The organism is Eubacterium ramulus, assembly GCF_045002895.1.
Taxonomy (GTDB): Bacteria; Bacillota; Clostridia; order Lachnospirales; family Lachnospiraceae; genus Eubacterium_I; species Eubacterium_I ramulus.
Genome location: NZ_CP173382.1, coordinates 1160563 through 1178873, shown reverse-complemented (window position 1 = coordinate 1178873; position 18311 = coordinate 1160563). Strand labels below are relative to the sequence as shown.

General features: G+C 37.6%; 21 protein-coding genes. 14 read left to right on the top strand and 7 right to left on the bottom strand.

All coding sequences use genetic code 11. The annotated features are described in order from the left end of the window. The first annotated feature begins 3 nt into the window (after positions 1-3). From yhbY to rsfS, 4 genes are read left to right on the top strand one after another with little or no spacing between them, the layout of a single operon-like run. Positions 4-291, top strand: a complete 288-nt coding sequence (yhbY, locus tag ACIRUQ_RS05475) for a ribosome assembly RNA-binding protein YhbY (protein WP_021738745.1) — start codon at positions 4-6, stop codon at positions 289-291. A gap of 24 nt (positions 292-315) precedes the next feature. Continuing rightward, on the top strand, positions 316-942 hold the full coding sequence (nadD, locus tag ACIRUQ_RS05470) for a nicotinate-nucleotide adenylyltransferase (protein WP_021738746.1): 627 nt from the start codon (positions 316-318) through the stop codon (positions 940-942). Next, positions 939-1541, top strand: coding sequence for a bis(5'-nucleosyl)-tetraphosphatase (symmetrical) YqeK (yqeK, locus tag ACIRUQ_RS05465; RefSeq protein ID WP_055290108.1), 603 nt, complete (start codon positions 939-941; stop codon positions 1539-1541). The genes nadD and yqeK overlap by 4 nt, the downstream gene beginning before the upstream one ends. Positions 1542-1546: 5 nt before the next feature. Beyond that, positions 1547-1900, top strand: a complete 354-nt coding sequence (gene rsfS, locus ACIRUQ_RS05460; protein ID WP_021738748.1) for a ribosome silencing factor — start codon at positions 1547-1549, stop codon at positions 1898-1900. 121 nt (positions 1901-2021) lie between these two features. Here rsfS and lexA read toward each other — a convergent pair whose 3' ends face one another. Next, complete coding sequence (gene lexA / locus ACIRUQ_RS05455; RefSeq protein WP_021738750.1) at positions 2022-2639, bottom strand: transcriptional repressor LexA; 618 nt, start codon at positions 2637-2639, stop codon at positions 2022-2024. A gap of 233 nt (positions 2640-2872) precedes the next feature. Between lexA and ACIRUQ_RS05450 the strand changes: the two genes are divergently transcribed. The 4 genes from ACIRUQ_RS05450 to ACIRUQ_RS05435 all read left to right on the top strand — a co-directional run bounded on the left by ACIRUQ_RS05450 (position 2873) and on the right by ACIRUQ_RS05435 (position 7900). Further along, positions 2873-3295: a LysM peptidoglycan-binding domain-containing protein gene (locus ACIRUQ_RS05450; RefSeq protein ID WP_055290109.1), complete on the top strand. Its 423-nt coding sequence runs from the start codon at positions 2873-2875 to the stop codon at positions 3293-3295. Between the two features lie 223 nt (positions 3296-3518). After that, complete coding sequence (locus tag ACIRUQ_RS05445) at positions 3519-3755, top strand: DUF3343 domain-containing protein (RefSeq protein WP_021738753.1); 237 nt, start codon at positions 3519-3521, stop codon at positions 3753-3755. A gap of 321 nt (positions 3756-4076) precedes the next feature. Beyond that, on the top strand, positions 4077-6713 hold the full coding sequence (locus ACIRUQ_RS05440; RefSeq protein WP_055290110.1) for a cation-translocating P-type ATPase: 2637 nt from the start codon (positions 4077-4079) through the stop codon (positions 6711-6713). Between the two features lie 23 nt (positions 6714-6736). Then, positions 6737-7900, top strand: coding sequence for an AI-2E family transporter (locus ACIRUQ_RS05435; protein ID WP_055290111.1), 1164 nt, complete (start codon positions 6737-6739; stop codon positions 7898-7900). Positions 7901-7997: 97 nt separating this feature from the next. On the opposite strand, the gene dtd is transcribed toward ACIRUQ_RS05435, so the two are convergent. The 5 genes from dtd to ACIRUQ_RS05410 form a co-directional block, all read right to left on the bottom strand. Beyond that, entirely contained in the window at positions 7998-8450 is a 453-nt protein-coding gene (gene dtd, locus ACIRUQ_RS05430; protein ID WP_055290112.1) for a D-aminoacyl-tRNA deacylase, read from the bottom strand. A 904-nt stretch (positions 8451-9354) separates the two neighbouring features. After that, positions 9355-9816 (bottom strand): hypothetical protein, encoded by a 462-nt coding sequence (locus tag ACIRUQ_RS05425; protein WP_055290113.1) that lies wholly within the window; start codon positions 9814-9816, stop codon positions 9355-9357. Between the two features lie 20 nt (positions 9817-9836). Continuing rightward, entirely contained in the window at positions 9837-10232 is a 396-nt protein-coding gene (locus ACIRUQ_RS05420; RefSeq protein WP_055290114.1) for a DUF6120 family protein, read from the bottom strand. Further along, positions 10213-10635: a DUF6120 family protein gene (locus ACIRUQ_RS05415; protein WP_055290115.1), complete on the bottom strand. Its 423-nt coding sequence runs from the start codon at positions 10633-10635 to the stop codon at positions 10213-10215. Before ACIRUQ_RS05415 ends, ACIRUQ_RS05420 begins: the two co-directional genes overlap by 20 nt. Positions 10636-10654: 19 nt before the next feature. Further along, on the bottom strand, positions 10655-10987 hold the full coding sequence (locus ACIRUQ_RS05410) for a PadR family transcriptional regulator (protein ID WP_055290116.1): 333 nt from the start codon (positions 10985-10987) through the stop codon (positions 10655-10657). Between the two features lie 447 nt (positions 10988-11434). Between ACIRUQ_RS05410 and ACIRUQ_RS05405 the strand changes: the two genes are divergently transcribed. The 6 genes from ACIRUQ_RS05405 to thrS all read left to right on the top strand — a co-directional run bounded on the left by ACIRUQ_RS05405 (position 11435) and on the right by thrS (position 17824). Then, entirely contained in the window at positions 11435-12532 is a 1098-nt protein-coding gene (locus tag ACIRUQ_RS05405) for a hypothetical protein (protein ID WP_055290117.1), read from the top strand. Positions 12533-13125: 593 nt separating this feature from the next. Next, positions 13126-13341, top strand: coding sequence for a hypothetical protein (locus tag ACIRUQ_RS05400; protein WP_055290119.1), 216 nt, complete (start codon positions 13126-13128; stop codon positions 13339-13341). Positions 13342-13379: 38 nt separating this feature from the next. Continuing rightward, positions 13380-13571, top strand: coding sequence for a hypothetical protein (locus tag ACIRUQ_RS05395; protein WP_082432771.1), 192 nt, complete (start codon positions 13380-13382; stop codon positions 13569-13571). 195 nt (positions 13572-13766) lie between these two features. Then, entirely contained in the window at positions 13767-14492 is a 726-nt protein-coding gene (locus tag ACIRUQ_RS05390; protein WP_055290120.1) for an ATP-binding protein, read from the top strand. 65 nt (positions 14493-14557) lie between these two features. After that, positions 14558-15649: a tyrosine-type recombinase/integrase gene (locus ACIRUQ_RS05385; RefSeq protein ID WP_022034988.1), complete on the top strand. Its 1092-nt coding sequence runs from the start codon at positions 14558-14560 to the stop codon at positions 15647-15649. 417 nt (positions 15650-16066) lie between these two features. Continuing rightward, positions 16067-17824 carry a threonine--tRNA ligase gene (gene thrS / locus ACIRUQ_RS05380; RefSeq protein WP_055290121.1) on the top strand — a complete coding sequence of 586 codons (1758 nt, stop codon included), beginning with the start codon at positions 16067-16069 and terminating at the stop codon, positions 17822-17824. Positions 17825-18051: 227 nt separating this feature from the next. Here thrS and ACIRUQ_RS05375 read toward each other — a convergent pair whose 3' ends face one another. Then, positions 18052-18285 carry a LysR substrate-binding domain-containing protein gene (locus tag ACIRUQ_RS05375; RefSeq protein WP_055290122.1) on the bottom strand — a complete coding sequence of 78 codons (234 nt, stop codon included), beginning with the start codon at positions 18283-18285 and terminating at the stop codon, positions 18052-18054. Between the last annotated feature and the right edge of the window lie 26 nt (positions 18286-18311).

The following is an 18311-nucleotide window of genomic DNA, read 5'->3' as shown; positions in this document are numbered from 1 at the left end:
ATTATGACAAGTAAACAGAGAGCTTATTTAAAAGGTCTTGCCATGAATCTGGAACCGATTTTTCAGGTCGGAAAATCCAGTGTGACACCGGAAATAGTAAATGCGATTACTGAATGTTTTAATACACATGAATTGATTAAATTGAGTGTGTTAAAAAACTGTTTTGATGATCCACGCGAGATTGCAGCTGTAATCGCAGAACGTACCCATTCCCAGGTAGTGCAGGTAATCGGCAAGAAAATTGTATTATATAAACCGGATAAGGAAAATCCAAAGATTGTTTTGCCTTAATCCGTCAGAAATGGAGTATGGTATATGACTCTGAACAAAAAGAAAATCGGTATATTTGGCGGTACCTTCAATCCCGTTCATTATGGGCATCTTTTGATTGCAGAAAATGCCTGTGACCAGTTTGAACTGGATCATGTCATTTTTCTCCCTACCGGGCATACTCCCCACAAGGCTTTTATGGGAGAAAAAATGAGCATTCACCGCTGTCATATGGTAGAAGCAGCTATTGCTGATAATCCGAAATTTTCAATTTCTTATCGTGAAATTGAAAGCACCGGCGTCAACTACACATACGTGACGTTGGCTCGGTTTCATAACGATTATCCGGACTGCGAACTTTATTTCATCCTTGGTGCGGATTCCCTGTTCGATTTTGACAGTTGGAGACATCCGGAGGAAATCTGCAAATATGCCAATATACTGGCTGCAGTCCGCGGAAATCTCAATGCAGATGAAGTTGACCGGCAGATTGTATATCTGAAAGAAAAATATCATTCCGGTTTTTATCGCCTGAACACGCCGAATTTCAGTGTGTCCAGCAGAGAGCTGCGCGAACGTATTATGCGGGGAACTACTATCCGTTACATGCTTCCGCCTCAGGCTGAACAGTATATCAGAGACCACGCTCTTTACCGGGAGGATTTCGCATGACAGTAAAAGAAATACAAAATAATTTAAAAACAATATTAAAACCTGCAAGATACGAGCACACACTTGGGGTAGCCAAAACCGCACGTCATCTTGCTGAACGGTATGGTTATGACAAAGATGACGCTGAACTGGCAGGTCTTTTGCATGACTGTGCAAAGTATATGGATGATGACACAAAAATCACACTCTGCAGGGAATACAAGACCTCTATCAGCGATGCAGAATACAAGAATCCGTCTCTGTTGCATGCAAAATGTGGTGCAATTCTGGCAGAACAGGAATATCATATTACCGATTTTGATATCCTGCATGCCATCCGTGTCCATACCACAGGAGTTCCGGACATGAGTCTTCTGGATAAGATTATTTTTATCTCAGATTACATTGAACCGAACCGGGACAAGGCTCCTCATTTAAAAGAACTGCGTAAGATGGCTGACCAGGATCTCGATATGACTGTCTATTATATTTTAAAAGATACCGTAGCATATCTGAAAAAGCACGAGGAACAGACAATGGATCCGACAACACTGGCCGCTTATAATTACTATAAAAACTGGTTTGAAAGCCAGAAGAACAACCAGAAAGGAATAGGGTGAGTAGTATGAATGACGTATCCCGTGAAATGGCGAAAATCGCCTGTCACGCATTATCTGACAAAAAAGCAGAAGATGTGCAGGTAATTGATATCAGTGAAATTTCTGTCATTGCAGATTATTTTGTAATTGCAAGTGCTGCAAATACAAACCAGCTGCAGGCAATGATGGACGCAGCAGAAGAGGAACTTTACAAAGCAGGATATCACTGCGCACAGAAAGAAGGAAATAATAACTCCAGCTGGATTTTAATGGATTATAAGGATATTATTATTCATTTATTTTCTAAAGAAGATCGTTTGTTTTATGATCTTGAGAGAATCTGGCAGGATGGTAAAGTTATTTCACCGGAAGAACTGTAATTTTTCGTTTATCTGAGTAAAGAAAAATCCGGAGCGGAAATCCAGACAGACACGGATGATTTTCAATCGTCCTGTCTTGGATTTTGCTCCGGATTTTCCCTGTCTACATGCAGAATTGCATTTATTTAAAGAATCGGAATGTTCCAATCACTTTTCCCATGATCATCACATCGGAGACGATAATCGGTTCCATAAAATCATTTTCCGGCTGCAGACGATAATAACCATTTTCTTTATAAAAGGTTTTAACCGTAGCAGAATCATCTACAAGTGCGACTACCATATCCCCGTCGTTTGCTGTTGTCTGCTGTTCTACCAGAATATAATCCCCGTCCAAAATACCGGCATTGACCATACTTTCTCCCTGAACCTGTAAAATAAATGTTTGTTCATTTGGCATAAATTCAGCCGGAATCGGAAAATAATTTTCAATGTTTTCTACCGCAAGGATCGGTTCTCCGGCTGCAACTCTGCCGACAATCGGTACATTAACCATTTCTCGTCTGGTCAGATTAAAGTTCTCATCCACAATTTCAATAGCACGTGGTTTGGTAGGATCACGGCGAATATAACCGTTTTTCTCCAGTGTCTCTAAATGTGCATGAACAGAAGAGGTAGATTTTAGTTTGACAGCTTCGCAGATTTCACGCACTGCAGGTGGATATCCTTTATTTAAAATCTCTGCTTTGATATATTCTAAAATTTCTCTTTGTTTATCGCTGATCTTTCCATATGACATAATATATTTAACTCTCCTTAATATTCATTACCTGTTTCATGATTAAATTATAGCATAACAAACTAATGATTTCAAACATATTCGAAAACTTGTTCCGAAAATCTGTTCGTGTTTTTGCTTGACATCCGAACACACGTTTTGTATAATACAATTATCGAACAGGTGTTCCGAACATGGTTTCGGACATTTAGCTAGTACTGTGTAAAGCAGAGAATGTATGGGAGGACACACACATGAGTACATATTCCGTAATTTACAATACAAATCCGTATCAGAAAGCGCAGGCCAGAACACAGAACCAGAAAAAAGCACGTATCCGTGCAGCTAAAAAGAAACAGGCACTGAAACGGCAGATTTTTGGAATCGCTTTTATGTTTCTTACTATTCTGGCCACGGTATTGGTGAGCACAAGCTGTCTGAAAGGAAAACAGGTAAAAGCTTCTTCCGTACATGAAGAGAATGTTTACTATAAAACAATTCAGGTAGAAGAGGGTGATACTTTATGGACACTTGCAGATCAATATATGGGAAACTGCTCTTTTGATCGTCAGGAGTATATTGATGAGGTGAAAGAGATGAATCATCTGACCAGCGATACGATTGAAAGTGGCGCTTATCTGATGATTCCTTATGTAGGAACGATTTCTGAGTTATAATACGATGTCATGCAAGCAATCGAACAGAATGTTCGATTGCTTGTGTAGAGTGCAGTGATTCTGAGAAGAATATGTCAGCTTTCGCTGACCAGAATCACGCACCAAGTCTCACATGCGTTTGACTTAAAATTACATTTCGGGCATAATAACAGAAGATCAGTCCTCCTTTTATCAGGCTGTGGCTATATATCATAACTTATCAGAAAAATGGAGAATTATCGTCATGCGAAAGAAAAAACCTTATCAAATTTTAACATTTCATACAACCTCAGCAGCTATGGCTATGGAACTGTATTGTAAAGAGCATGGCATCTCCGGTCGTCTGATCCCCGTTCCAAGGGAACTATCCGCCGGCTGCGGACTGGCCTGGCGTATAGAGCCTGAAGAATATGCTCGTTACAAAGATGATCTTCTTGACACCAGTGTTGAAATCGAACAAAATGTGGAACTGATGATTTAGTCTGATTAAAGAATAATTCGTACGGCATCTTTTGCCCCCAACATCATAGAAATACGGTCGTAGAAATAATTTTTTCCTTGACACATTCCCTCCTTATCATATATAGTAGAGTCAATAAGAGGGAGTAACCTACGTGATTCCACGTTTACGGTGTCGTCAGTACGATGTGAAACATCCGGTGTCGTAAGCAAACGGTGAGACTTTTATTGTACATTGATTGTGCAATAAGGGTCTCTTTTTTCATTCAAAGATTCCTGAGTTTGCATAATCAACAAGCAAATTGCAGATAACATGATGCAGACAGATACAAGGAGGATTAACATGAAAGAAATGTATCAACTGACCGCAACGCAGGTTATGAAACACTTTGACAGCCCCATAGACGGACTGACATCCACACAGGCAGAGGAACGCCGCCGCACATCAGGCTGGAACGAACTGACCGCTGCGAAATCGAAACCTTTATGGAAACTTTTTCTGGAACAATTTCAGGATTTTCTTGTAATCATTCTCATTATTGCGGCAATCATATCCGGACTGCTTGGTGACGCAGAAAGTGCTGTCGTTATTCTGGTCGTTATCACTCTAAATGCCATTCTTGGAACAGTACAAACCCGACAGGCAGAACGTTCTTTAAACAGTTTAAAAAACTTATCCGCACCAAAAGCATCCGTATTTCGTGACGGAAGTGTTGTGCAGCTTCCTGCCAGAGACCTGATTCCAGGCGATATCGTCCTTTTGGAAGCCGGTGATATCGTTCCTGCTGATGGCCGGATTATGGAGTGTGCCGGTTTAAAAATTGATGAAAGTGCCCTGACTGGTGAGAGTCTCAGTGTTGATAAAATCACCGATGCTATTCCAGACCAGGTAGCGCTTGGTGATCGCAGAAACATGGTATTTTCCGGTAGTTTCATTACCAATGGGCGCGGAAAAATTATTATTACTGACATCGGCATGCATACAGAAGTCGGCAAGATCGCGAATCTTTTACACAATACCTCTGCGAAACGAACTCCGTTGCAAATATCACTTGATTCTTTCGGCAAAAAACTTTCCATGGCTATTTTAGTCTTTTGTGGAATCTTGTTTGGAATCAGTGTTTTTCGCGGTGAATCGATTGGAAATGCCTTTTTATTTGCTGTCGCTTTGGCGGTTGCCGCTATTCCGGAAGCATTAAGTTCCATTGTTACGATCGTTTTATCATTTGGTACACAAAAAATGGCAAAAGAACATGCCATTATTCGAAAACTTCAGGCAGTAGAAGGACTCGGAAGCATCTCCGTCATCTGTTCAGATAAAACCGGAACTCTGACTCAAAATAAAATGACAGTGGAAGACTATTATGTAAATGGACAGTCTGTTCCTGCAGATGAGACAACACCTTCTGATACTTCTAATAAATTACTGTATTTTGCCAGTGTGTTATGTAATGATGCAAGAATTGAACAGGAAAATAAAGAAATCGGCGATCCGACGGAAGTCGCCTTATTGCAGATGGAGCCACAGATGCACATTGCTATTTCTGAAATACAGGCAAAATATCCAAGAATCGACGAACTTCCTTTTGACAGTGATCGTAAAATGATGTCAACACTGCATACATGTTCTAAAGATGATCATAGTTCTGATTTTTCCGAAAAGCAGATTTTAATTGTGAAAGGTGCGGTTGATGTACTATTACAGCGAACAGATGCAATCTGGACAACAAATGGCACAATTCCTATGAACAGTGACGAGAAAAAACGGATTCAGATACAAAATCAGCAATATTCTGAACAAGGACTGCGCGTACTTGCGTTTGCCTACAGAGAACTTTCTGTTATTGACAAACTAACCTTTGACCATGAATCTCATCTGACATTTCTTGGTCTGATCTCTATGATGGATCCGCCACGTCCGGAATCAGAAGAAGCAGTAGCAACCTGCATCCGTGCAGGCATCCGACCGGTCATGATTACCGGAGACCACATTGTGACAGCATCTGCCATTGCCAGACGAATTGGAATTCTGACACCGGATACAAAAGCATGTGAAGGTGCGGTACTTGATGCGATGTCCGATCAGGAATTGCAGGAACTGGTTCCTGAAATATCTGTTTATGCCAGGGTTTCACCGGAACACAAAATCCGCATCGTCCGCGCATGGCAGGCACGCGGAAATATAGTAGCTATGACAGGAGACGGTGTAAATGATGCCCCGGCATTGAAACAGGCTGATATTGGCGTTGCTATGGGAAATACCGGAACAGAAGTTGCTAAAGATGCTTCTGACATGGTTTTAACAGATGATAATTTTTCTACTATTGTATCAGCAGTGAAAAACGGAAGAAATCTGTATCGCAACATTTTGCATGCCATTGAATTTCTGTTATCAGGAAATCTAGGGGCCATTTTAACTGTTTTAACGGCATCCCTTGCAGGACTTCCTGTTCCTTTTGCACCGGTACATTTGCTATTTATTAATTTATTGACAGACAGTCTGCCTGCGATTGCCCTTGGACTTGAACCGCACACAGCTGATGTGATGAAAGAACACCCGCGAGCTGCCACCAGTTCTATTTTAACGGCCTCTTTTATGAAAAAAATTGGGTTGGAGGGATTGGTAATCGGAACGGCAACCGTTTGTTCTTTTCTCACGGGATTACAGCAGGGAAATGCTCTTCTTGCAAGCACCTGCGCTTTTGGAACCCTTTGTCTGGCGCGATTATTTCATGGATTTAATTGCAAATCAGAAAGACCGGTTCTGTTCACTAAAAAAATGAAAAATAACAAATGGTTAATCGGTGCATTTGCACTGGGAGCTGTATTAATCACCGGGGTTCTCACACTTCCGGGATTACAAAATCTGTTTAAAGTGCAGACTCTGACGTTGGCACAACTTGGAATTGTATATCTCTACGCATTTTTGAGTTTGCCGATCATCCAGTTATGTAAATGGATAAAAAATAGAAAAAATTAAAATAGAAAGAATTGAGGACTAAAATGAAATTTCAGGATTATATACAAAAGCATAAATATTTACTGCTTATCATTGCAGTTTTGCTTATCATGATCCTTGGGAAAACTAACACCGAATGGAATTTGTTGCGTACTGTCTGGGAAATTTTGCTGCCATTCCTCGTTGGCTGCATTATGGCATTTATACTGAATATTCCTATGCGTTTTATTGAAAAAAGGCTATTTCGTAATAAATCGGACAGCTATCGAGTATCGACTCGCATTGCCAGCTTTTTATTAACATTGCTCATCGTTATTACGATCATCTGGCTGATTCTGTTTTTTATGATTCCGCAATTGACGAACAGTTTTTCCATGTTGAATGAAAATATCACAGATTTTGTACCACAATTTCAATCCAGTATGGAGCATCTGAATAAAAAGGTTCCTTTGGTTAAACACCTGATGGGAATGCAAACATTTGATACACAGCAGATTCTGCAGACAGTCTCTGATTTTTTGAAAGACAGTGCGAAAACAATTACCGGTTCCACCATTTCTGCCATCGGTTCTGTATTTCAGGGAATTGTGACTGGATTTCTGGCCTTTGCCTTTGCCTGCTATCTGTTATTCCAAAAAGAGAAACTGCAAATGCAGGTCAAAAAAGTAATTTTCGCATTTTGCTCAGAAGAAAGAGCAGAGAAGCTCTTTGGTATTTGTGCCATGATTTCCAGAAGTTTTACACGCTTTTTTACCGGACAATGTCTGGAAGCATTGATTCTGGGCGGTCTCTTTTTGCTGACATTAACAATTTTCCGCCTGCCTTATGCATTGCTGATCAGTGTCGTGATTGCCTGTACGGCATTGATACCGATCTTTGGTGCTTTTGTAGGATGCATTTTTGGCGTTTTTCTTATTTTTATTGTAAACCCGCAGCAGGCCGTCGTATTTCTGATTATATTTTTTGTATTACAGCAAATTGAAGGAAATCTCATCTATCCACATGTGGTAGGAAACTCTGTCGGATTGCCATCCATCTGGGTACTGTTGGCTGTGATCGCCGGAGGCAAACTCATGGGAATCGTTGGAATGTTTCTGTTTATTCCACTTGCATCGGTATGTTATACGTTGTTCCGCCAACTGGTATATGACAGATTAAAAGAAAAAATAGGAAAACAGAGTGAAGATGAAAACAGACCTGGGCAATAAAATGCCCCGGTCTGTTAAGTACAATCATCCTATGAATAAAACCCATATTAATTTTTTCTCGTCAATGATGAAATTCTTCCTAGCTTGCCAGCACTTATTATTTTATGAGTTCATCAGAATCCAGCACAATGGTAAACGGTCCATCATTTATCAGTTCTACTTTCATATCTGCACCAAAGCTTCCTGTCTCTACAACCGGAAGTTCTTTTTTGCATGCCGCAATGATATATTCATATAAGCTGTTTGCAAGCTCCGGATTTCCTGCTTTAATAAAGGATGGACGATTTCCTTTTTTGCAGTCTGCATATAAGGTAAACTGAGAAATCAGCAGCAGTTCCCCATCTACATCTTTAAGTGCCAGATTGGTTTTTCCATTTTCATCCTCAAAAATACGCATACCAATCAGTTTTTTAATCATCTTATCTGCAATCTCGGTGTTATCTTCCTCGGAAACACCAATCAGAACTAAAAATCCTTTCCCGATTTTTCCAATTACTTCGTTGTCTACTGTCACGGAAGCGTGCTGTACACGCTGAATTACAAATTTCATACGGTCAAAATCCTTTCTTCATAAACTCGAAACAGCGAAATGTACCTGTACTGCCGTATCATTGTCCATTTCGTTCAAACACATATTTCTCGGAATTAAATTCAAAACAGATGTTCGAAACTGTTTACCAAAGTAGCAAAATATGTTAAATATAAAATTATAGGAAGTTCTGAAAATGCCTAAACTGCTGGAATATAGCGTAAATACTGGATTAAAAGCGTTTTTGTGTATTTCACATATGGTCACGTATAGTCACGTCTGGTAACGAAAATTGGTGTAGTAACAAAAATTGGTGTAGTGTTTGGTGTAGAAAAAGTCTCATATTACAGTACAGTTCTTTATGAAAAAATATGTGTTTTCATTCGCATCTCTGCTATGTATAACATGACAATTCGGACATTTCAAAACCATAAATAGTTGATCAATATACGTATTTAATATTTAACATCACCTTCTTTCTTGACCTCGATTTACATTGTATTCTTAATATTTCTACCGTTACATTTCATACATTACAGATAAAATATCTATCTGCTCATAAAGCATTCACATCTCAGATCCTTTTCCATATATCAATAAATCTATTGTGTCTTTTGACATATATCAAAAAAATAGCGCTTCGTATCATCTGATTTCTGTTTTAATCCCAGTAATTTCTTTCTATATATGCAGACAATATATAATAAAATTGTTCGTTTTTGATTTTCATTTTCCTATATCCCAAGTATATAATAATTTATTATCTTTGACTACCTTAACCTAATGTTAAAAGCTAGTGGATTGCAGATGTCTATTTTTATTTTATAGCATTGAAGTGAAAAATGTATATTAAAAAAAGAAGCCAACTCCCTTCTGGAGTGAACTTCTTTTTTATGTTTCTTATGGGAAAAATACAATTATTTTACTAAGAAAAATTTCCGGTAGCCGAACATGTTAAGGTAACTGTTCTTGTAATAGATTGAACAGCGTGTCCGTTAGTATAACGGACACCAGTAGCACTTGCTTTAGCAGTGTTACCAGATTTACTAGCTTTTTTATTGCCAACGGACCAAGAATTACTATATAAAGAGGTGCTGCAAGAAGCAGAGAGACAAGTAGATGTTCCGTTGCCATATGAAAAAGTACCTGTTACAGTTACAGCCCAAATTTTTTCGTTAGCTGCGTTATAATAAGTACTTGTTTTGCTTTTGGTTTGTGTTGTAGAAAACAATGAATAATCTGAAGGTTCAGATACGATTTCAGTAACAATATAGCTTCCGTCTGATAAGTATTCTATTTGTTGAGTAGGTGTAGCTGCATAAGCAGAAAAAGAAATTGAAAAAATTAGGATAAAAAATGAAAATAAAGCAATAATTTTTTTTCGCATAATGAATGTTCCTCCTTGGTTTAGTGAATTTCATCAATCCAGTATCCATTGATATCATCTACAGTTTCTTGATATGCATTATAGTTGTTATGTATGTTTATGCAAGCGCCTATTAAAGTAGCAGCAGTGATTAATAATATCAATACTGTGGCTATTTTAAAACGTTTTGTTCTTTTTATTTGACGTACTAATTCATCTGTATGAACGGTTGATAAGTAGGCAGAGAATATTTCCTCGGGCTTTCCGAATTCTTCATGCAGGTATTCTAATGTAATTGATTGATCTTCTGGACAAGCATCAAAAATTGGGTAGTTGTTTAGAAACTTTTTTTCATTTTTAGTTATGACAGGAAAAAAAGATTTTACTTGGTTAAGATACTTTGTGCAAATTTTGTAATTATTTTGTCTGATTTCCATTAAGTTCATCTCCTATAGAATATATGGTATTTGGATCAGTGTTCATTTCAATGTTTGAATAAACTTGTTTTTGAAGATTATTCCATAAATAAAGCCTTACAGAAAATGTGATTATAAGTATTGCTGGAACAGTAACACAACATATAAATAAAATTTTTTTTATATGTTTTCTTTTTAAGCAATTTTTTAAATCAGCTTCATTTAAGGATGATAAATATTCCTGAACAATCTGAGCAGGAGGACCGTATTCATGAAATAATTCTTGTAGGTTAGATATTTTATTAATGTCACAGTACTCTATCAAATCATTATATAAAGACTTTAAATAAATTCTTTCTTTTTTCCTTATTATGGGAAATAACATTTGAGTTTGCTTGATATATTCTCGACAAATAGTATCCATTATTAACCTCCAGAAAATACTATTGATTCAATGATTCTAAAATTAGGGATACCCCTTTGCTTATTTGATTATAATTTTGGGATAGCTGCTCCAAATATTCCAAACCACATTGTTCTAGGTGGTAATATACTCGTACTCTTTTTTTCCCAACCGTTCTACTGTATTCAGAAATATAATTTTCTTTTTCCAGTTTATAGATTGCAGTATAAATTGTTGCATGAGAAATCGATATTAACTCTAGGGATTCTTGTTGAATTATTTTAGTGATTTCATATGCGTAACTATCTTGATGTTTTAAGATGGTCAAAATTAACAATTCTGTTATTCCTGTCAGAAAATAGTTTCGGCTCATGGATGCCTCCATTCTTTTAATATTTAATATATACGATAAAACAGTAAATTAAGTCATAAACAAGATCGAGGCAGTTATTTTATAGAATTTATAATGGCACTCCAATCTATATATATAATAGTATACCTCAAAAATAATTTTGTCAATTTATTATTTTAAAATAATTATTGTAAATATAGTTATTGTGAAAAAGTATTATTGTGACAAAAATATACTTGCAAAATAATATAAAGAATGATAATATTAAGTACATAGAAAATGAGTGTGCGAGTTAGAATGGGGAAAGGGGGATTCCGTTGCACTAGATAGGATGTTATGAAAAACATTGGTAAATAGAAACAAGTATGGGGTGAGTCTCGGTATGTAGAAGAAAGTAATATTTTGGAAATTATGATTTAAAGATGCATACGGGAAAAATAATTATTACTAGCAAAGGAGAAGAAATTTATGAAAAAAAGATTGGTTGCATTGATTATGGTTTTGGCAAGTACAGTCTCATTAACAACATCGGGTTTTGCAGCAAATGTAAATTGCAAGAGTGATCAGTTTACTTCTGCTACAGAGTATGCGTATAATACTGATACAGAAACAAATGTGAATTCTGCAAGAGTAAAATTTCCATGGAAGGCAGCTTTCAAAGTAATAAAATGGGTATTGGTAAAAGTTAGCAATGAGTCATTTACAAGAATTCCTACTATTATTGATGAGGGAGGAAATTGGGTTGCAAGTAGTTCTGGAGATGTAAAATTTGGAAACGGCAAAGATGATGTGAGGCGTATGAAATTTACAACAAAAATTGATTATTCTAATAATAAATTAGATGTTTTTGCCCAAACAGATATGACAGGATGGTTATCCAAGATAACTATTTTTATTGAAGATAGTAGTGGAGAAGAAGAAGTTGGAGGACAGGTAACCCACAATCAGCATATATATACAAGTAGCAATCTACCAACGGATACATATAATACATATTACGTATATTCAGGAAGTAACAAGTGGGATTGTTGGATCTATAGATATGATTTTAGAACCAGGGCAAGTGGTACAGGATCTGATATGATTGGAGATATGGTGTATAATCCTAAAAACCAAAAGAGTTATGTGATTCCATCTGATAATTTCGGGGCATCTGAGTTGAAAAAAACGACAAGAACATCGTCGACATTAACAGCACAGGATTTGTTTGATGAATTTTGGGATGAAGAATTGAAGTGTAGTGTTAATCAGTTGAAACACTATAATATTGGAGATGATGTTGTTGTAAAGGATGTTGTTTATGAAGTCGCATATGATTCTGATAAAGATGTAACTACATTGCAGTTTGGAAATACTTCAGAGGGAAGCTGCGAGTGGCCGTTTGCGGGGGACTTACGTGAGCGTATTAAAGTTGGGGATGAGCTTACTTTCAAATTTAAGATAGTAGAAGAGTATGCAACTGAGGATTACACCTTCGAAACATTGAATTATTTCCTGGATAGTTATGATTTATTAGACAATGATTCCGCAGCAGATATTGATAATTATTTATTGGTAAGTGAATAATGCGCAAACTTTTTCAGATTTTTTTGACAATTGTTTATTTTGTTATTTTTGTTTTTGTCATAAATAAATTAATTAATCATTTTCTGCCTATAAATCTTTTGACGGATATAATTACTCTTGTGTGTTGGGTAATTGCCTTGATTGCAAGTGTTGCTTTAGCAGAATATACAATGAAAAAGTTATAATATAATTTGATTTTAAGGGAAATTGTAAAAGTGGCAGAAGTCTAAAGGCTTCTGTCACTTTTTTTGTAAAAATCACTGATTACATTGCAATTAATTTATATTCTTTGGTAATTATCAGACGTAATATTTTATAAACTTTGTTGTAACAAAAGCCGGAAGTTCAGCGTTCAAATTTCACAGATCTTAATTTTGATGTTCGAATAAAAGAGGGAACAATTGAATTTTCCTGTTGGAAAAGAGGATGCAAAAAATAACGAATGAGACATCAAATTAAAAAGAAAACGCATCCGTTGTCCATATTGTCGCAATCAGAGAAGTTTATGGTTGTCTGCTATCGGGATCTGGATTCTGGCGAAAAATTCAATGCCGTGGGAGAAAAACTCTGTATAAACTGTGATTGCTATTTGTATGGAAACATTGTTTCCAATCAAAAGTATGGGGAACAGTTCCAGACAGCGTATTATGAAAGGAGCAAAATGGGAAAAAGTCAAAAAGGGAAAGAATTGGGAATCGGGATTTCACAAAGAAAGGATGGTTTATACACAGGACGAGTTACAGATCCACGAACAGGAAAACGAATACAGAAGTATTTCCATAAACTTCAAGAGTGTCGGAAATGGGTAGCCGATACTCAGTATGAATTGCACATGGGAATGTAGTTTATTCGGAAAATCCTACATTTAAGGTTTGGTTTTTTACTGGTTGGAATCTATAAAAGGTTAAGTATCAAAGAGAATACATTTAGCAGCTATAAAAGCTTTGCAATACATCATATTTTACCAACTTTAGGACATATTACAATTCAAGAAATACAACAACAATGGATTTATATGTTGATCTATTTGATGATGTAAAATCTTTGGAAATTGCCAAAATACAGGGATATCTTAACGTTGGATCATTGGTGTAGAATTAGTAATAATTGAATCACATAAAGTCAGAAGAACTGATATGTAGTCATTTACCAAAATGCCAGAATATGCTATCATATTAGCAAAATATGTTATCATTTTAATAAAAAATCAACACTGAAACGAGGAACTGATATTATGAAATTGCAGCAGCTGCTAAGCCTTACCAGAAAAGCAGTCGATACTTATCACTTAATTGACGAAGGAGATCATATCGCCATCGGTGTGTCCGGAGGAAAAGATTCTCTCGCATTACTCTATGCCTTGCATGGCCTGCAGCGTTTTTACCCAAAGAAGTTCTCACTGACAGCCGTCAGTGTAGATCTTGGCATGGAAGGTTTTGATCTGACTCCTGTAACAAAACTGTGTAAGGAACTTGGAATTTCCCATCATATTATAAAAACGCAGATTCGTCAGATTGTTTTTGAAGAACGAAAAGAGAAAAATCCATGTTCTCTCTGTGCAAAAATGCGGAAAGGTGCTTTATATAATGCTGTCAAAGAACTGGGGTGTAACAAAGTAGCTTACGCCCACCACAAAGATGATTTTATTGAGACAATGATGATGTCCATGATCTATGAGGGACATTTTTACTGTTTCCCACCAAAAACATATTTAGACCGCATGGATCTGACAATCATCCGTCCGTTTCTGTATGTTGAAGAAGCAGATGTGATCGGTTTTAAAAATAAATACCATCTTCCGGTAGTGAAAAATCCATGTCCAGCGGATGGTGCCACAAAACGCGAATATATCAAACAGCTTATCCGAACTATCAACCATGAAAATCCGGGAACAAAGACACGCCTGTTTACCGCACTGATCAATGGACATATTCCGGACTGGGAAGATCAAAATGAGTAACATTTTTTTGCTGATAAACGAAAAAGCAGTATCCGAACACAATTTTTTAGAAAGAATGATTTGATATGAAAGAACGAAAATACAGTGAGCAAATCAATATTGAAAACGAACAGAAACTGCGCGCACTTGTAGCTGAATTGCCACAGTTTTGCAGAGAATATTTTATTGGTATTGAGCCGTCAACATCGTCCCGGACAAGAATCGCCTATGCTTATGATCTTGGTGTATTTTTTCATTATCTGCATGAGAATAATTCCACACTATCGAAAATCGAAATCACGGATTTTCCCATTGATATTCTGGAACAGATCACACCGATGGATATTGAAGAATATCTGCAGTATCTGAAATTTTATACGCATAACGGGAAAGAATATACCAATGATGAGCGTGGTCAGATGCGAAAACTCGCTTGTCTGCGCAGTTTCTATAATTATTTTTTCCGCAAGGAAATCATTGAAAAAAATCCTGCTGCACTTGTACAGATGCCAAAGCAGCATGAAAAAAATATCGTTCGACTGGATGTGGATGAGATTGCCATTTTATTAGATGAAGCAGAATCCGGTGAAAAACTGACAGAACGCCAGAAAATCTACCATAACAAGACAAAAAAACGGGATATGGCCATTCTTACGCTTTTACTTGGTACCGGTATCCGTGTATCTGAATGTGTCGGTCTGGATCTGAATGATATCGATCCGAAAAACAACGGCATTAAAGTGCACCGGAAAGGTGGTTCCGAAGTCATGGTTTATTTTGGAGATGAAGTAGCGGAAGCACTGGATGCCTATCTGGATGAACGGCTGGAAATGGAACCACAGGAAGGCAGTACGGAAGCAGTGTTTCTTTCCATGCAAAACCGCCGGATCAATGTGCGGAGTGTGGAAAATCTTGTGAAAAAATATTCCCGACTAGTAACTACAGTCAAAAACATCACACCGCATAAACTGCGCAGTACCTATGGCACAACATTGTATCAGGAAACAGGTGATATTTATCTGGTAGCTGACGTATTGGGACACAAGGATGTCAATACGACAAAGAAACATTATGCTGCACAGGCAGACAGCCGCCGCCGAATGGCTGCAAGAGCTGTACAGCTGCGGGAAAAGCCGGTAAACACAGAGGAAGAAGGAACTCCACAAACAGAATCCTGATAGACTGCAGAATTTCATTGTGATTTTTCAAAAATCCACCCGAATTATGAATCTTTCCTCTTGTGCATTATTTATGACTGTGCTATAATTTTATCCGATATTGAAAAAAGCGATGAAAGAACAAGTACTGTATGCAGAAACATTCCAGAGAGAGTAGCATTGGTGAAAGCTGCTTATGCGAATCATGCAGGAAGACCAGTCTTGAGCTGTGCGTGAAAAATCATATCCGTTGCAGATTGTACCGGATTTATTTAAGCGTTACCGTATGGCCGCGTTACAGGCTAAATCAAGTAAAACATTAAGGTGGAACCGTGTATCATATGCACCCTTAAGTATATCTGGCAGCAGGTATTCTTAAAGGTGCTTTTTTAGTTTATAGTAGCAGATTAATAAACAAGGTTCTGGAAAGGAAAAACAATGGTTAATTTTAAAGAAGATGAACAATTAAACATGCTCAATCATTCCTGTGCCCATCTGATGGCTCAGGCAGTCAAACACCTGTATCCACAGGCAAAATTCTGGGTTGGACCAGTTGTTGCAGAAGGATTCTACTATGACATTGATCTCGGCGACGACGTTATCCGTGATGAGGATATCTCAGCCATTGAAAAAGAAATGAAAAAAGTTGCAAAATCCGGTAAAAAGATTATCCGTCATGAAATTACCAAAGAGGAAGCTCTGGAAATGTTCAAAGATGACAGCTATAAACTGGATCTGATCTCCAATCTGGAGGATGGCAATATTTCCTGTTATACACAGGGTGATTTTACTGATCTTTGTCGTGGACCTCACGTAGACAATGTAAAATTATGCCGTCACTTTAAACTGATCAGACATTCCGGTGCATACTGGAAAGGGGACAGCAAGAACAAAATGCTGCAGCGTATCTACGGTGTATGTTTCCCAACCGCTGAAGAACTGGAAGCTCACCTGCAGTTATTAGAGGAAGCAAAAGAACGTGACCACAGAAAAATCGGTAAAGACATGGGACTGTTCATGGTAGACGATCTGGTTGGACGTGGGCTCCCGATGTTCCTTCCAAAAGGATATGTAATCTGGCAGGAGTTGGAAAACTATATCAAAAACAAAGAGCGTAAACTTGGTTATCTGCATGTCATGACACCATGTGTTGGTACCGTAGATCTGTATAAGACATCCGGACACTGGGATCACTACAAAGACAACATGTTCCCGGCTATGGAAGTTGAGGGTGAGTCTTTCGTTTTAAGACCGATGAACTGCCCGCATCACATGATGATTTATGCAAACAGGATTCATTCTTACAAAGATCTTCCGATCCGTATCGGTGAGATTGCACATGACTTCCGTTTTGAAGCAAGTGGTACGTTAAAAGGTATTGAGCGTGGACGTCATTTCTGCCAGAATGATGCACATCTGTTTGTAACTCCGGAGCAGATCAAAGATGAATTCTCCAAAGTCGTAGATTTAATTTTCTCTACTTACAAAGATTTCGGTATCACAGATTACAGATGCGTGCTGTCTCTGCGTGATCCGGAAGACAAAGAGAAATATCATGATGATGATGAGATGTGGAACAAAGCAGAAAATGCACTTCGCGAAGTTATGGATTCTCTCGGAATCGAATATACTGAGGAAATCGGCGAAGCTGCTTTCTACGGACCGAAACTTGATGTAAATGTAAAACCAGCAGTAGGTAATGAGTATACACTTTCTACTTGTCAGCTGGACTTCTGTCTGCCGGCTAAATTTGAATTAACTTATGTAGACCGTGACGGTGAGAAAAAGACACCGGTTGTACTTCATCGTGCAATTCTTGGTTCTCTGGATCGTTTCATGGCTTATATCCTTGAAGAGACAAAAGGAAATCTGCCAACATGGTTAGCACCGGTTCAGGCACGTATTATGCCGGTTAAAACAGATGATCCGGAATTGAATGCTTATGCCCAGAAGATTTACGATGCACTGGATGCAGCAGATGTCCGTGTTGAGTTAGACGACAGAGCTGAGAAACTTGGTTACCGTATGAGAGAAGGACAGGTTCAGAAAGTTCCTTATCTTCTTGTTATTGGTATGAAAGAGAAAGAGGACGGAACTGTTGCATACCGTCTCCATGGTCAGAAAGAGACAACTGTTCTTCCATTAGACGAGTTTGTTGCAAAACTGACAACTGAAATTGAAACAAAAGCAAGATAGGATTCTGCTGAAAAGAATCTAAATGTGACAAGGTTAAAGGCTTTCTTAGCTGCTATTGCATAAAAGTAATAACTGGCAAAAAAATTCCTTACCGTAGATAATAAAAAATGAGTTCTGCTTTCTGTATAGAATGTACAGATAAGTGGAACTCATTTTTATGTATCTCTTTTAATTAGGAATTTTCGCTACTATTCTATATACAATAAATAATTTTTATTCCGGAATCCCTATTTTTTCATTTCTTCTAAAAACAATGGAATCAGTGGATTTTCATTTTTCCTTGAATAAATCACATATAAAATCTCCTGGATACCATCCGTTTCCAATGGTATATAAGAAAGATTTAACGGCATAGGTGCCTTTTCTACTTCCAGTTCCGTCAAAATCCCGATTCCCATACCTGCAGCAACCATAGTCTGTATCGTAGCTGCATCATCATTTGTCCGGGAAATATTCTGCATCAGATCATTCCGCGTGGTATCCGCGG